The 14,905-nt window shown below is 47.8% G+C and carries 11 protein-coding genes and 1 pseudogene; 4 read left to right on the plus strand and 8 right to left on the minus strand.

Annotated features, from left to right (window positions below; genetic code table 11):
- Positions 1-20: 20 nt before the first annotated feature.
- Positions 21-2,186, minus strand: coding sequence for a S9 family peptidase (locus tag DXD25_RS02290; protein WP_117661608.1), 2,166 nt, complete (start codon positions 2,184-2,186; stop codon positions 21-23).
- A 203-nt stretch (positions 2,187-2,389) separates the two neighbouring features.
- Here DXD25_RS02290 and DXD25_RS17080 point away from each other — a divergent pair, with 203 nt between their 5' ends.
- The 3 genes from DXD25_RS17080 (at position 2,390) to DXD25_RS02310 (ending at position 5,463) form a co-directional block, all read left to right on the plus strand.
- The gene (locus DXD25_RS17080; protein WP_233522165.1) at positions 2,390-3,502 is read left to right on the plus strand and encodes an AraC family transcriptional regulator; all 1,113 of its coding nucleotides are present in this window, start codon (positions 2,390-2,392) and stop codon (positions 3,500-3,502) included.
- 154 nt (positions 3,503-3,656) lie between these two features.
- Entirely contained in the window at positions 3,657-3,914 is a 258-nt protein-coding gene (locus DXD25_RS16895; RefSeq protein ID WP_117661610.1) for a hypothetical protein, read from the plus strand.
- 85 nt (positions 3,915-3,999) lie between these two features.
- On the plus strand, positions 4,000-5,463 hold the full coding sequence (locus DXD25_RS02310; RefSeq protein ID WP_117661611.1) for a DUF1846 domain-containing protein: 1,464 nt from the start codon (positions 4,000-4,002) through the stop codon (positions 5,461-5,463).
- Positions 5,464-5,572: 109 nt separating this feature from the next.
- On the opposite strand, the gene DXD25_RS02315 is transcribed toward DXD25_RS02310, so the two are convergent.
- From DXD25_RS02315 to DXD25_RS02340, 5 genes are all read right to left on the minus strand, one after another.
- Entirely contained in the window at positions 5,573-6,001 is a 429-nt protein-coding gene (locus tag DXD25_RS02315; protein WP_117661612.1) for a rhodanese-like domain-containing protein, read from the minus strand.
- A 14-nt stretch (positions 6,002-6,015) separates the two neighbouring features.
- Positions 6,016-6,252 (minus strand): helix-turn-helix transcriptional regulator, encoded by a 237-nt coding sequence (locus tag DXD25_RS02320; RefSeq protein WP_117661613.1) that lies wholly within the window; start codon positions 6,250-6,252, stop codon positions 6,016-6,018.
- Positions 6,218-6,571 (minus strand): type II toxin-antitoxin system HicB family antitoxin, encoded by a 354-nt coding sequence (locus DXD25_RS02325; protein ID WP_117661614.1) that lies wholly within the window; start codon positions 6,569-6,571, stop codon positions 6,218-6,220. Before DXD25_RS02325 ends, DXD25_RS02320 begins: the two co-directional genes overlap by 35 nt.
- 179 nt (positions 6,572-6,750) lie before the next feature.
- Positions 6,751-8,688, minus strand: coding sequence for a membrane protein insertase YidC (gene yidC / locus DXD25_RS02335; protein WP_117661615.1), 1,938 nt, complete (start codon positions 8,686-8,688; stop codon positions 6,751-6,753).
- Between the two features lie 78 nt (positions 8,689-8,766).
- On the minus strand, positions 8,767-10,371 hold the full coding sequence (locus tag DXD25_RS02340; RefSeq protein WP_117661616.1) for a CTP synthase: 1,605 nt from the start codon (positions 10,369-10,371) through the stop codon (positions 8,767-8,769).
- A 137-nt stretch (positions 10,372-10,508) separates the two neighbouring features.
- On the opposite strand from DXD25_RS02340, the gene DXD25_RS02345 reads away from it, so the two are divergent.
- Positions 10,509-11,786 (plus strand): DUF3078 domain-containing protein, encoded by a 1,278-nt coding sequence (locus tag DXD25_RS02345; protein ID WP_117661617.1) that lies wholly within the window; start codon positions 10,509-10,511, stop codon positions 11,784-11,786.
- A 272-nt stretch (positions 11,787-12,058) separates the two neighbouring features.
- Here the strand turns inward: DXD25_RS02345 and DXD25_RS02350 are convergent, their stop codons facing one another.
- Together DXD25_RS02350 and rlmD are read right to left on the minus strand one after the other, a co-directional pair.
- On the minus strand, positions 12,059-13,228 hold the full coding sequence (locus tag DXD25_RS02350; RefSeq protein ID WP_117661618.1) for a porin: 1,170 nt from the start codon (positions 13,226-13,228) through the stop codon (positions 12,059-12,061).
- Between the two features lie 213 nt (positions 13,229-13,441).
- Positions 13,442-14,890: pseudogene (rlmD, locus tag DXD25_RS02355) on the minus strand (23S rRNA (uracil(1939)-C(5))-methyltransferase RlmD); the annotation flags it as partial.
- Between the last annotated feature and the right edge of the window lie 15 nt (positions 14,891-14,905).

The following is a 14,905-nucleotide window of genomic DNA, read 5'->3' on the forward strand; positions in this document are numbered from 1 at the left end:
GCAAGCCTTTTTTGTATATGTTATTTCTTCAACCACTTGTCCAACCATCCGAAGAAGGTGCGCTGCCAGAGCACGCCGTTCTGTGGCTTCAATACCCAGTGGTTCTCGTCAGGATAGATAAGAAGCTCGGCAGGGATGCCACGCATGCGGGCTGCATTGAAGGCGCCCATGCCCTGGTTGGCATTGATACGGTAATCCTTTTCGCCGTGGATGCAGAGAATTGGAGTATCCCACTTATCTACAAACTTGTGAGGACTGTTCTCGTAAGTCTTCTTGGCGTTGGCACTCTGATCCTTGTTCCAGTAAGCATCATCATACTCCCAGTTAGAGAACCAAGCCTCCTCGGTATCTGTGTACATGCTCTCAAGGTTGAATGCGCCATCGTGAGCGAGGAATGCCTTGAAACGCTTGTTGTGATGACCTGCAAGATAATAAACTGAGAAACCACCAAAGCTGGCACCTACACAGCCCAGGCGATCCTTATCTACGTATGGAAGATTGTTGGCTGCATCATCGATGGCAGAGAGATAGTCGTTCATGCACTGACCGGTCCAGTCTCCTGAAATCTCCTCGTTCCATGCACTTCCGAAACCTGGAAGACCACGGCGGTTAGGCAATACGATGACGTAACCGTTGGCTGCCATGATCTGAATGTTCCAGCGATAGCTCCAGAACTGGCTGACCGGACTCTGAGGACCGCCCTCGCAGAAGAGAAGGGTAGGGTACTTCTTGTTGGCATCGAAGTTAGCTGGCAACATGATCCATACCAGCATCTGCTTGCCGTCGGTAGTCTTTACCCAGCGCTGCTCGCACTTACCCATGTTCAACTGGCTCAGGATGTGGTCGTTCTCACGGGTAATCTGTTCTACCTTGGTACTCTTGGCATTCTTGCCTGGTGTTACGATGTAGATATCTGTAGGATGACTCATACTAGCCTTGGTAGCGAGAAGCTTGTTGCCGTTGTTGGCAAGAGCGATGCTTCCGTAGTCTGCCCACTCGTTGGTAATCTGCTTCACTTCGCCCTTGAAGTTAGCCTGATAGAGGTTCAGGGTTCCGTGCCATACTCCGATGAAAGTGAGGCTCTTGTTGTCCTTGTTCCATACGAAGCCCTCTACGTTAGAGTCGAACTTCTCTGATACATAGTTCTTCTTGCCGGTAGCGAGTTCGTAAACACAGAGGCGGTTGCGGTCGCTCTCGTAGCCATCGCGAGCCATGCTCTGCCAAGCGATGTACTTGCCGTCAGCAGAGAACTGAGGGTTTACGTCGTAACCCGGATTGTTCTTCAGATTCTCAGGAGCATTTACAGCCTGGTTCTTCATGCTCTTGGTAGCATCAATCTTAGGCTCTACATAGCCAGCCTCCTTGCAGAGGTTCTTGGTCTCGCGCGTACCTATATTATATAGGTAGATATCAGAGTCGGTAGAGATGGCATATTGCAAGCCCTCCTTCTTGCGACAGGTATAGGCGATGGTCTTGGAATCCGGACTCCAAGCCAACTGCTCGATGCCACCGAATGGAGCCATAGGACACTCGAAAGGCTCATCCTTCAGGATATCCTCGCCAGCGTTGACGGTGCCATCCTCTGCAACATCAGCCACGAAAGGATGAAGGATACTCTCTACGTAGTGATCCCAGTGGCGATAGTTCATGTCGGTAACGAGACGACCTGTAGCCAGAGGAAGATCAGAAGGATTCTTCTTGATGGTTCCGTGATAAGGCAACTCCTTGATGAGGATTACCTTCTTGCCATCTGGAGAGAAGCGGAATCCCTGGATGCCCAATTCATCATTGGTGAGCTGTTTTCTGTCAGTACCATCAGGGTTCATACTCCAGAGCTGTCCGCCACGGATGAAGGCAATCTTCTGTCCGCCCTGAATCCAGGCAGCATCAGTCTCGCTCTTGGCATCAGTGGTCAGTGCCTTCTGGTTCTTGCCATTGGCATCCATGATGAAGAGCATCTGATGGCCCTTGTTCTCCTTTACACTGTAGTAACCTACCTGGTAAACCACCTGCTTGCCGTTAGGCGAAGCTTCAGCGGCACCGATTCTACCCATCGCCCAAAGAGCTTCTGGGGTCATCAGGTGGTTCTCCACCTTGATGTTGTTCTTTTCAATCATAGTCTGTGCATCGGCTGTATTTGCTCCCATGGTGAGAGCAGCAGCAGCCAAAATCATTGCTTTAATCATATTTTTAAGATATTATTAATAATTTGTTGCAATCTTCTAAATATTCCGTGCAAAGTTACAGAAAATTAATGAGATAACAAAATTTATCTTCTTTCTTTACTAGAGTCTGCGTTTTTTTTCGTAAATTTGCATCTCAAATGATACAGTTTAGCTTTAAATGCTAAATTTTCAGGAATATAAGTAAAGATATAAATATTTAGTAAATGAATACATTGTTTCTTGTGCAGTTTGCTTGCTGCATTATAGTGTCGATGTTGGGCTTGATATTGGTTTTGTCTAGGTTTCAGATTCGCTGGTCTAATCGTCGTTACGAGGTGTCTCGTTGGCTCCTTGCTTTTTCCATGTTTGTACTTGCTGGGCATTATGTCTTGCAAATGGCTTATGGTTTCCGTGCTAAAGGCGATGAGATTGGAGCTGTTGTCAATGTTCTCTTCTATACTCCTGTCTCTTTCTTTATTTCCTATGCCACTTATAACTTAATTTGTTATCGTGGCGGGCGGAAAAAGTTTGCCTTGCTGGGATGTGTGAGTTATGCATTGATATTGATTTGTTTCTTTTTCGGATACAATGATACTCCTAGGGGGATGCATATGGGCGAATGGCTTTATGTGATGCTCGCATTATTTGCTGTTACCATCATGTATAGCACTTATACCACGGTTATTGAGATGCGTTATCATCGAAAGATTATCGAAGAAAACACCACGGAAGACTTCCTTCCTTTTGATAGATATACCTATACCACTTACGGATTGGCGGGTATAATGGTTTTGGCGATGGTAGGCGCTATCTGCTATCGTCCGCTTCTTTATTGTGTGGGACCCCTGATGCTTTTTTCCTTGATTTCCTTTACCATCAGTTTCCTGGGATATGGCTATAATATGATTCCTGCGGAGGTGAGACTGGAGCTGGATACAGCCGATGAACCTCTTGAAGTGATGGAAGAGAGTGAGGAAGTGGGATTGGGTTCTGAGAAAATCTCTATCATAGAATCGATGCTTACCAGCTGGTGTGACAAGGGTGGCTACAGAGACAGTACGGTAAATATGCCGATGCTTTCTGTTAAGTTGGGCATTCCTCGCAATGAATTGAGCCTGTATTTCGAGAACTATCTGAAGAGCAGTTTCAGAATCTGGCTCAGCGATATCCGTTTCAAGGAGGCGCAGCGTATGCTGCTGGAAGAATGTAGGTACAGCAATGATACCATTTCTTCAGAATGCGGCTTCTCATCCCACGCCCATCTCTGTAAGATTTTCAAGGCTAAGACGGGATTTACACCAGGACAATGGAGAGACTCTGTTCGGAAAAACCGGTAGAATGCTGCGAAAAACAGTTTCATTTCTACCAATGAAACACCTATTTGATAGGAATGAAACTATTTTCTTGAGCAATGAAACAGTCAAGTTATAAGATTTTCATTATCTTTGCGACACTTTTTAGTAGATGATAATGATTCTTATTAACTTTTAAATGAATAGCGAAATGACAGGCTTTTCTTTATTTCAATCGACTGGTCTAGCCGATGTAGTAGGTGTATGTATTATATTATCCATTGCATTGGGGGCTTTTTCCCTAATGTGGATGGATTATAAAAACTATCTTGAGGAGTATGACAACAAGCATTTTCATGTCTTGGATTTTGTCCTCAAGGAGCAGTTGTATATATTTATCTTTCTTGTCTTTGCCTTTCTGGTAGGGGCTGAGATGTTGCTGGATGCCTATATGTAGCAGTTCTCTTTTATTTTTTCGGATAAAAGATTTGTTAGTACGATACTTTTTTTGTAATTTTGCACCGCAAAATATATAAAACACAATGAAAATAGGATTTGACAACGAGAAGTATCTGAAGATTCAGTCCGAACATATCAAGGAGAGAATCTCACAGTTTGATGGAAAGCTTTATCTCGAATTGGGAGGTAAGCTTTTCGATGACCATCACGCCAGCCGCGTTTTGCCAGGTTTCCAGCCTGATAGTAAGCTGCGCATGTTTCAGAAGATTAGCGATAGCATCGAGATTGTTATCGTGATCAGTGCTGCCGATATTGAGAAGAACAAGAAGCGTGCCGATCTGGGTATCACTTACGATGAGGATGTGCTTCGCCTGCGTGGTGAATTCCAAAACCGTGGTTTTATGGTGGGTTCTGTTGTTATTACTCATTTTAATGGTCAGCCTGCAGCCATCGCCTTCAAGCAGCGCTTGGAGCGTGAGGGCATCAAGACTTACTGCCATTATCTCATCGAGGGTTATCCTCACGATGTAGATCTCATTGCTTCTGATGAGGGTTTTGGCAAGAATGATTATGTAGAGACTGAGCGTCCGCTGGTGATTGTTACTGCTCCGGGTCCTGGTAGCGGTAAGATGGCTGTCTGCCTGAGCCAGCTTTATAACGAGAACAAGCGTGGTGTGCGTGCAGGCTATGCTAAGTTCGAGACATTCCCTGTATGGAATCTCCCATTGAAGCATCCGGTGAACATCGCTTACGAGGCAGCTACTGCCGATCTCAACGATGTGAACATGATCGACCCATTCCATCTGGAAGCTTACAATAAGATTGCCATCAATTACAACCGTGACGTAGAGATTTATCCTGTGCTCAACGCTTTGTTTGAGGGAATTTACGGAAGCAATCCATACAAGTCGCCTACGGATATGGGTGTGAACATGGTAGGTTTCTGCATTTCGGATGATGAGGCTTGCTGCGAGGCTTCGAAGGATGAGATTATCCGCCGTTATTATGCGGCTACCAACAAATTGGCTGCCGGTGCGTGCAACGAGGCGGAGATCAGCAAGATTCAGATGCTTTTCAAGCAGGCTAATATTACCACGGCTTATCGCAAGGTGACTGTAGCGGCTAAGGAACATAAGAAGGAGACGGGTCATACTTCTGCTGCGATTGAGTTGGAGGATGGCACGATTATCTGCGGTCACAGCAGTGAGTTGCTGGGTTGCAGTGCGGCATTGCTGCTGAATGTAACCAAGCATCTGGCGGGCATCGACCATGAATTGAAGTTGATTCCTCAGTCGATGATTGAGCCTATCCAGCATACGAAGGTGAACTATCTGGGCGGTCATAATCCTCGTCTTCATACGGATGAGGTTTTGGTAGCCCTCTCTGTTCTCTCAGAGAATGATGATAACTGCAAGAAAGCTTTGGAGCAATTGCCAAAGCTCCGTGGCTGCCAGGCTCATTGCACCGTGATGCTGAGTGATGTAGATCAGAAGATTTTCAAGAAGCTTGGTGTCAGCATCACCTGCGAGCCGGTATTGAAGAAGTAAATTTGGATTGGATTCTGTTGAAGAAATAGATTCGGATAAAATAAAATACCCCCGAAGGGGTATAGTTAATCGTAAAGTTTGATTAATTATACCTTTTCGGGGGTAATTTTTATCTTTCCACTGGCATTCCGAGCTTGGTCCAGTTGAGGATTCCGCCTTCCATATCATATATCTTGAAGCCTTGCTGCTGCATTTTCAGGCAGGCACCATGGCTTCTCTTTCCGCTTCTGCAATAGATGTAATAGGTGCGGGACTTATCCAGCTGCTTGATGCCGGCATCGAAAGCCTCGGGGTTGAGGTAATCCAATTGGTGGGCGCCAGCCAGATGACCTTCTGCGTATTCTTTGGAAGTGCGGACATCGAGAAGGAAGCTGGTGGTATCTGCCTTTGCCTGGTTGATAAAGGCCTGTGGAGCCAATACGATGATGCCATCCGATGGGGCTGTTTTTGCTGATGAGGCCGATTTGCCTGCCTGTGCTGAGCAGCCCGTAGTTGATAAGCCGATGGCTGCTAAAAGGGATAAGAGTATTTTCTTCATTGTATCTTGTTTTTTTATTCTTTTCTGATGGGAACGGGACCGATTTCCTGGCCGAACAAGAGGAGGACTTGGTTTACTTTGTCGAGTCGCAGTGTTTTCTTTCCCTGTTCCAGTTCTCTTACGAATCTGAGGCCTACGCCCGATTTCGCCGCCAGATCTACCTGGGTCAATCCGAATTGCTTGCGCATCTTCTTGACGTATGATGATAATGTATTGTTATGCGTTTGTGACTGGAGTAACTCCTGTAACATTAGCTAGTGTGTCACGAATAAAACCATTGATGGTTGTTCCTGCTTGCATCGCCATCATTGCAATACGGCTATGAATTTCAGGAGTAATGCGGATATTCAAGTTGCCACTATAAGGTGCACGAGGTGCCTTGCCATTGGCTTTACATAAGGCTAGATAGTCATCTATTGCGCCTTCAAAATCCCTTCGTAGTTCATTGACATCTTGACCTTCGTAGGTAATCATATCCTTGCTCATTCCGAGAACTTTGCCATATAAGCAATTGTCCTCCTCACTATAATCTACGCTACCCGTATAACCTTTATATTTTAATAATCCCATATTATGTTCCTCCTATTTGTTAATATATCCATTAGCTTTTAGAAATGTGAATACTTGTTTCATAATATATCCTTTGATTATGTTTGAAGGATGAGGCTTATGCATGATGTAGCTATTAAAAAAGCGTAACGAATACCTTTACCGGTAATCATTACGCTTTCATTATTATCTAGAAAACTTTATTTTCCGAGATTATTCTTTTTCTCGTTCAGTTCTGCCTGCTTACGCTGCATCTCTTCCTGCTGCTGGCGCTGCAATTCCTGGAGGGCCTGCATTCTTGCCATGAGGCCGCTTGCCTTCTTAGGGTTGTTCTTGTTCTCTTGATAGCGCTTCTCCAGAATGGCGAGGAGCTTCTCGTCGTTGGTGGTCTTGCGCAAGGTCCACATGATTGCGGCACTGAAGAACAATGAGATGAAGTAGTAGAAGTTCAAACCTGCTGAGTAGTCATTGAACATGAAGAAGAACATCAATGGCATGAGATACATCATCCACTGCATCATCTTCATCTGCTCTGCCTGCTGACCTACCATCTGGTCACGCTGCTGGCGCATCGTCATCCATGAGTACAACAGGTTGGCTACGCAGAAGAGAATACAGGTCAAACTCAAGTGGTCGCCAATCAACCAGATGTTGGTGTTCCACTCGAAGATTGGGTCGAAGGTGCTCAAGTCGTTCATCCACAAGAACTTCTCACCACGAAGCTGGATGGCATTAGGCACGAAATTGAACATCGCAACCCAAACCGGCATCTGAATCAGCATTGGCAAGCAACCTGACAGTGGACTAACACCATACTTGGCATACTCTGCCATCATCGCCTGCTGCTTCTGCATCTGGTCCTCAGGCTTGTTGAACTGAGCGGTAGCTGCCTCGAGCTTTGGCTTCAGCACACGCATCTTGGCAGAACTCATATAGCTCTTCTTTACCATAGGGTAGGTGATGAGCTTGAGGAGCAATGTGATGAGAATCAATACGATACCCATTGGGAATACATTGCTCAACCAGTCAAACACGTAGAGTGTGAAGAAACGGTTGATCCAGCGGATGATAGGCCATCCCAGATAAACGAGCTTCTGGAACTCCAGGTCCTTGCCGAAGGTGCTCTCCTTCTCTGTATTCTTCAGAATCTGGAAGTCGTTAGGACCGAAGTAGAACTCAAACTCAGACGCCTTCTTGCCGGTTGGGTCGAAGGCTGTCTTCATCTTAGCCTGGAACTGCTTCAGGTAGCCCGAACCCTTCTCCTGAGGAATAGAGGTCATGAAGGCATCCTTGTCGAAGTTGTCCTTAGCTACCATAATAGCTGAGAAGAACTGGTTCTTGAAAGATACCCAGTCGATAGTCTCTTCAATCTTCTCGTCGATTTTCTCGCTGCCCTCGTTCAGGTGGTCAGTGCCGCCCTCTGCCTCATGATAGGTGAGAGTAGTGTAGCGGTTCTCGAACATGAAGCCACGCTCCTGCTGGCGCGCCTTGTCGCTCCAGTCGATACTCATCTTGTTGCAGTTAGGTGAGAACAGACCAGCCATTCCCTCAGCCTGCAGGCTCATGTGGAGCATGTAGTCGTCGCCGAGGGTATAGGTCATGCTGAGGGTCTTGCCTGGGGCAGCCACTGCAGTCATGGTGACAGACTTGTCGGTCACGTTGGATGGAGTGAAGTAGAGATCGCTGGTGATGATGTTGGCCTCCTTTGCCTCGAGCATGAACTTGAGGCTCTGGTCGTTGCCGTCGAAGAGGGTAACGTCCTTCTGGTCGGCAGAACCGTCTTTCACCTGGAGGTTGTGACCCACGTATCCCTTGATGACTGCCTTCTCGACAGTACCACCCTTGGTATTGAGCGTCAACTCAACCTTCTCATTCTTCAAAACTACTTTCTGAGCCTGACCCTTCAAAGCCGAATAGAATAGGGCGGTAGAGTCTGCCTCAATCTGAGCCTTCGCATCAGCCTGGCGCTTAACAGCGGCAGCCTTGCTGGCCTTTTCCATCTCGGCATGTTTAGCCTTGGCGATGGAGTCCTGAACGAATGCCGCTCTCTGTTCTTCGGCTGAAGGCTGGTTGTACCAGCTAAAGCCTATCAGCACTACGGCAATCAGGAGGAAACCGATAATGTTGTTCTTATTCATTATTATTTTTTATTGTTTTATTTTCTCTGAAGCGACAGCAAAGGCCGTGCCATTTTGCTGCCGGAAGCCAGCCTGCCGCTATTTCTTGTTAGCGATGGCTGTCTTTACAAAGTCAACAAACAATGGGTGTGGCTTCAATACCGTGCTCTGGTACTCTGGATGATACTGTGTTCCGATGTACCACTTCAAGCCCGGGATTTCAACTACCTCTACCAGGTCGCTTTCCGGATTGCGGCCTACGCACATCATGCCGTGCTTCTCGAATTCCTTCTGGAATTCGTTGTTGAACTCATAGCGATGGCGATGGCGCTCCTGGATATGCTCCTTCTTATAGATGTTGAACGCGCGACTGCCTTGTCTCAGTACGCACTCGTAGGCGCCGAGTCGCATGGTTCCACCCATGTTTGATATGTTTTTCTGCTCCTCCATGATGTCAATGACATTGTGTGGAGTCTTCTCATCCATCTCACGCGAGTTGGCATCCTTGTAGCCCAATACGTTGCGGGCGAACTCGATGACGATCATCTGCATACCCAGGCAGATGCCGAAGGTAGGGATGTCGTGGGTGCGGGTATAGTGGGCAGCGATGATCTTGCCCTCGATGCCGCGCTGGCCGAATCCTGGACAGATGACGATGCCGTCCTGACCCTTCAGCTGTTCAGCCACGTTCTCTTCTGTGAGATATTCTGAGTTGATGAATGTAATGTTCACCTTGTGGTCGTTGTAGGTGCCGGCATGCGAGAGACTTTCGCGGATGCTCTTGTAGGCATCCTGCAGGTCGTATTTTCCTACGAGACCGATGTTTACCACCTCTGTAGCCTTGTTTCTGCGGTCGAGGAAAGCTCTCCAAGGACCCAGTGCAGGCTTCTCGCCGATAGGCTCGCCCATCTTGCGGAGGATGGCGGTATCGAGGCCCTGGTTCTGCATGTTTACAGGCACCTCGTAGATGCTAGGAAGGTCTTCGCTCTGGATTACGCAGTCTAAATCCACGTTGCAGAAGCTTGCCACCTTCTTCAGGATTCCCTCTTCGAGATGCTTCTCGGTGCGGAGAATCAGAACATCTGGCTGAATACCTACGCTCTGCAGTTCCTTCACGGAGTGCTGGGTAGGCTTTGTCTTCAACTCGCCTGCTGCCTTGAGATAAGGCACATAGGTGAGGTGCACATTGACTGCGTTCTTGCCCAGCTCCCATTTCAGCTGTCGGATAGCTTCCATATATGGGGCACTCTCGATGTCGCCGATGGTTCCGCCAATTTCGGTAATAACGAAGTCATAGTGATACTTCTTGCCGAGCAGCTTCACGTTGCGCTTGATCTCGTCGGTGATGTGAGGCACCACCTGGATGGTCTTGCCGAGATAATCGCCGCGACGTTCCTTGTCAATGACTGCCTTGTAGATACGACCTGTGGTGAGAGAATTCGCTTTCGTAGTCTGAATGCCGGTGAATCGCTCGTAGTGTCCGAGGTCCAGGTCGGTCTCCATACCATCTACCGTTACATAGCACTCACCATGCTCGTACGGGTTCAGTGTACCCGGGTCGATGTTGATGTATGGGTCAAACTTTTGGATAGTAATGTTGTAGCCTCTTGCTTGAAGAAGTTTACCGATGGATGAAGATATGATTCCTTTACCCAAAGAAGAAACCACACCACCGGTAACGAAGATGTACTTTGTATCAGCCACGATGTTTATAATTTAAATTAGAATTATTTGGGTGCAAAGTTACTATAAAATTATGAATTAGCCAAAATATTTGTAAAGAATGGCGTTGAATTTAGAATTATTTTGTTACCTTTGTGCCCAAATTAGTATATGAAGGAATGAAAATAAGATTTGGATTACTCATTTTAGCTTTGCTTGCGGGTGCTGTGACGGCAGATGCCCAACGTTCCCGCAGGCATAATGTGGTGGTGAAAACTCCATCGATCGTGGAAAGTTATGTGGACTCGCTGGCTCACATCAGGGAACGTATCGACTCTACTGAGATGTCTTCGGATGATTCCCGATATGCCATGCTCTTCACTCCACTCACGTATTATCGTTCACCTGCCAATCATTTCCTGCGCCTCCGTCCTGATGGAGGGGTAGGCGATTCGCTTGGCGTGATGCTCGATAAGTCCTTGATGGATGTTTATCTCAGCCGACCAGACCTGGTGAAGACTACGCAGCAACACCTGGAAGAGGTGGGCGCTCCGATTGTGGCGGATTCTAAAGCCAAAAAGCCGAAGCGCGACATCATAGAAGAGGTGGCGCCTAAGGTCTTCGAACCGGAAACTGCGCCATCGGATATCGTGATCTTCAAGCCTAACTTCTGGACTTTCGGAGGTGATTACTATCTGCAGTTCCTGCAAAACTATGTGTCTGACAACTGGTATAAGGGTGGTGAGAGCAACTACTCTCTGTTGGGACGTGTAACGATGATGGCTAACTACAACAACAAGCAGAAGGTGAAGTGGGAGAACAAGCTGGAGATGCGATTGGGCTACCAGACTTCCAAGGGAGACTCGGTGCATTCGCTCAAGACATCCGACGACTTGATCCGATACACCAGCAAGTTGGGTCTTCAGGCATCCAGAAAATGGTATTATACCATCCAGATGGTGGCGCAGACGCAGTTTGCCCATGGTTACAAGAGTAATGACAAGAAGGTTTATTCCGATTTCTTCTCACCATTCAATCTGAACCTCTCAGTCGGTATGGATTATACGGTAGATTGGTTGAATCACAAGCTGAAGGGTAGTGCCCATCTGGCTCCTCTGGCGTTCAACTGGAAGTATGTGGGCCGTGAGGATCTTGCCACAAGATATGGTTTGAAAGAGGGACAGCATGGCATGACCGATTACGGTTCTGAGTGTACCTTCGATCTGTCTTGGCAGGTGATGGAGAACCTGAAGTGGAAGACCCGTCTCTGGGCATATACTACTTACAAGCGTGCTGAGATAGAGTGGGAAAATACGATTACCTTCCAGTTCAATCGTTATATTTCATCGAATATCTTCCTCTATCCTCGTTTCGATGATGGAGCAAAGCGTAAGGATGATCAGAGCTATTGGCAGTTCAAGGAGTTCATGTCTATCGGATTCTCTTATTCTTTCTAGAGAGAGCGCCCCACACGCCCTGAAATGGTTTGCCTCACACGCCCTGAAATGGTTTGCCTCACACGCCCTGAAAGGGCAGAAGCTCCCAGCCCAGGGCAACACCCTGGGTTAAAAGCCGCAATCAACAATGCCGCCCTGTAAGGGCAAAAGCTTTAAAAATATTAAGAAAGCTTTTGCCCTTACAGGGCGGTATTGTATATATCCATAATACCCAGGGTGTTACCCTGGGCTGGGAGCTTCTGCCCTTTCAGGGCGTGTGGAGTATTTTCCGATTAGAAGCGGAAGCAGACTTCTGCATCTGCCATGGAGTAATTGTGCTTAGCCAGCGTCTTGTCGTTGACCAGCGCATACTCGGTGAGGATGGTGATTAGCTTGCCGATGTGGAAGTTCAAACCTGCCTCATACTGGGTTCTCTGCATGTTGTTCTTGCCGTTAGGCTGATACATGTCGTAACGTGCCTTGATGTCGATTCGGCTGTTCTTTGGCAGCTGAGCCAATGGGGCGATAACCAATCCATATACACCCTGTGCCTTGTCGCCGATTTTTGCATTCAGATTGCAGTCCTTGGCGTTGGCATCGTTGAAGTTGGTGATGCTCTTGTCAAAAGCCTTGCCGGTAGAGTGGATATACTCAGAACGTACGGTCCAGCCGTCTTTCTTGTATTCGAAGGAGAAGGCATAGCGGTTTTGGCTGAGCTTGCGAACGCCAGAGCGTTCCTGAATGTCGGCTGTATAGGTGGCATCATGCTCGTCGGTCCATGTTCCCTTTCTTGCATAAGAACCGGTCCATCCGAAGGCTCCGATGCGCATGCCGCTTACTGGCATTACCCATACGCCACCAATCACATTCTTCTGATTGTCAACGTCCTTGGTATTGGTTCCCTGTCCGTTGAATACACCAATCTGATAGTGCAGCAGGTTTCTGCCGTTGGCATTCTTGAGGAAATCACCCTGGAGCTGCAGACCGATGTCACGACCATTGGAAGCGTGCTCGCCGGCACGGTCGCTGAAACCCGCCAACTTGCTCACGTTCTGTGAATAACCCATAAAGCCCTGGTCGATAGGATGCATAGGATTCTCGAAGGTAAATGGGTTCTTGAACTGACCAATCTTCACCTTGAAATATTCATATTTCTGCCATTCGGCAAACAGATCCACCATTCTTGGGCTTGAACCTAGGTTGGAGGTGTTGCCGTTAAACTGAATCTGAGTCTTCCAGTAGAAGTCTTCTGTAATGCGACCCTCCAAGGCGATACGGCCCATTCGGATGTTGAACGAGTTGGATTCCGCATTCTTCTGTCCGCTATACTGGTACTGGATCATGCCATATCCCGACAATTTCACATTGCTCAACCATGAAGGCAATTCGATGGTCTGCTTCTTTTGGGCGCTGGCAGAGACCGTGGTCAAAGCCATGAGCGCCAGGATGATACCTTTTTTCATCTTATTTCTATTTTGTTTTTAGGTTTATTTCTTTGCCGCAAGTTCCTCTGCTGTGAGGTCTTCTGCCTTAGCAGCGAGCTCCTCTGCAGTCAAGTCTTCCGCTTTAGCAGCTTCCAATGCAAGCTTTTCAGCCTCCTTGGCAGCCTTGGCTTCAGCTATCGCCTTTTCTCGCTCTCTGCGCTCCTTCTTCTTCTGCTTGATTTCAGCATAGCTGCGCTTCTCGAGCAAAACGACGTTCTCTACGTGAGGAGTATGAGGGAACATATCTACCGGCTGAACGGCAGCTACCTTGTAGTGGTCGTCCATCAGCTGCAGGTCGCGAGCTTGGGTAGCTGGGTTGCAGCTTACATATACGATGCGGTTAGGTGCTGCGTTCAGAATCACGTTCACTACATCAGGGTGCATGCCGGCACGTGGAGGGTCGGTGATGATGACGTCTGGACGACCATGCTGAGCGATGAAGTCATTGGTCAGGATATCCTTCATATCGCCAGCATAGAAGAGGGTGTTCTCGATGTTGTTCACCTGGGAATTCACCTTGGCATCCTCGATAGCCTCTGGCACGTATTCGATACCGATTACCTTCTTTGCCTTGTGAGCCACGAAGTTGGCGATGGTTCCGGTACCGGTGTAGAGGTCGTAAACCAACTCGTTTCCGGTGAGGTTGGCAAACTCGCGAGCCACGCAATAAAGGTGGTAAGCCTGCTCGGTGTTGGTCTGATAGAAACTCTTTGGACCCACCTTGAATTTCAGGTCCTCCATCAGCTCGAAGATGTGGTCGTTGCCCTTGAAGAGGCTGAGCTCCAGGTCGTTGATGGTATCGTTGCCCTTCTGGTTGTCCACGTACATGAGTGACGTAATCTGAGGGAACTTGTCTGCCACCTGCTGCATCAGTTCCAAGGCTCTCTGCTCATCTCCCTCCTCATCGTAGTGGAACTGGAATACGAGCATCCACTCGCCTGTGTTCGAATTGCGGATCATCATGTCGCGGAGCAATCCGTGCTGCTCACGAAGATCGTAGAAGGTATAGTTGTGAGAATCTGCGTATTCGAAAACGAAGTTGCGGATTTCGTTGCAGAGGTCATCCATCAGCCAGCACTTCTTGATAGGATAAATCTTGTCGAAGGCACCGGTAATATGGAAGCCGATGGCGTTCTGGGCGTGACGCTCCTTGAGTGAAGTTGTGGTATCATCCTCTTTCTGAGGAAGTTGAGCCAACTCTTCTGAAGTAAACCAGCGCTTGTTGCTGCATCCGAACTCAATCTTGTTACGGTACTCCTGGGTCTTCACGCTGCCCATGATAGGGCGGAACTCAGGGAGTTCGATCTTGCCGATGCGGGTGAGCTGGTCTTCCACCTGCTTCTGCTTCGCCTTGATCTGCTCCTCGTAAGGAAGGTTCTGCCATTTGCAACCGCCACAGATGCCGAAGTGCTCGCACATAGGCTCCTGTCTTACGTCGCTCTTCTTGATGAAGCGAACTACCTTCGCCTCGCAATACTTATGTTTTTTCTTAACTACCTGCAAATCTACAACATCGCCAGGCACGCAGAAAGGCACGAAGATGACCTGGTCATCTACGCGAGTGATGCACTTACCCTCGGCTGCTACGGCCTCGATGGTGATGTTCTCCAAGAGAGGTAATGGTTTACGTTTTCTTGCCATAATTCAAATTTGTTT

This window comes from Prevotella sp. TF12-30 (genome assembly GCF_003436715.1).
GTDB classification, from domain to species: domain Bacteria; phylum Bacteroidota; class Bacteroidia; order Bacteroidales; family Bacteroidaceae; genus Prevotella; species Prevotella copri_A.

What these genes read in the sequence shown, in the direction of transcription:
- DXD25_RS02290 (WP_117661608.1), bottom strand. Translation starts at nt 2,186, where the DNA reads ATGATTAAAGCAATGATTTTGGCTGCTGCTGCTCTCACCATGGGAGCA.
- DXD25_RS17080 (WP_233522165.1), top strand. Translation starts at nt 2,390, where the DNA reads ATGAATACATTGTTTCTTGTGCAGTTTGCTTGCTGCATTATAGTGTCG.
- DXD25_RS16895 (WP_117661610.1), top strand. Translation starts at nt 3,657, where the DNA reads ATGAATAGCGAAATGACAGGCTTTTCTTTATTTCAATCGACTGGTCTA.
- DXD25_RS02310 (WP_117661611.1), top strand. Translation starts at nt 4,000, where the DNA reads ATGAAAATAGGATTTGACAACGAGAAGTATCTGAAGATTCAGTCCGAA.
- DXD25_RS02315 (WP_117661612.1), bottom strand. Translation starts at nt 6,001, where the DNA reads ATGAAGAAAATACTCTTATCCCTTTTAGCAGCCATCGGCTTATCAACT.
- DXD25_RS02320 (WP_117661613.1), bottom strand. Translation starts at nt 6,252, where the DNA reads ATGTTACAGGAGTTACTCCAGTCACAAACGCATAACAATACATTATCA.
- DXD25_RS02325 (WP_117661614.1), bottom strand. Translation starts at nt 6,571, where the DNA reads ATGGGATTATTAAAATATAAAGGTTATACGGGTAGCGTAGATTATAGT.
- yidC (WP_117661615.1), bottom strand. Translation starts at nt 8,688, where the DNA reads ATGAATAAGAACAACATTATCGGTTTCCTCCTGATTGCCGTAGTGCTG.
- DXD25_RS02345 (WP_117661617.1), top strand. Translation starts at nt 10,509, where the DNA reads ATGAAAATAAGATTTGGATTACTCATTTTAGCTTTGCTTGCGGGTGCT.
- DXD25_RS02350 (WP_117661618.1), bottom strand. Translation starts at nt 13,228, where the DNA reads ATGAAAAAAGGTATCATCCTGGCGCTCATGGCTTTGACCACGGTCTCT.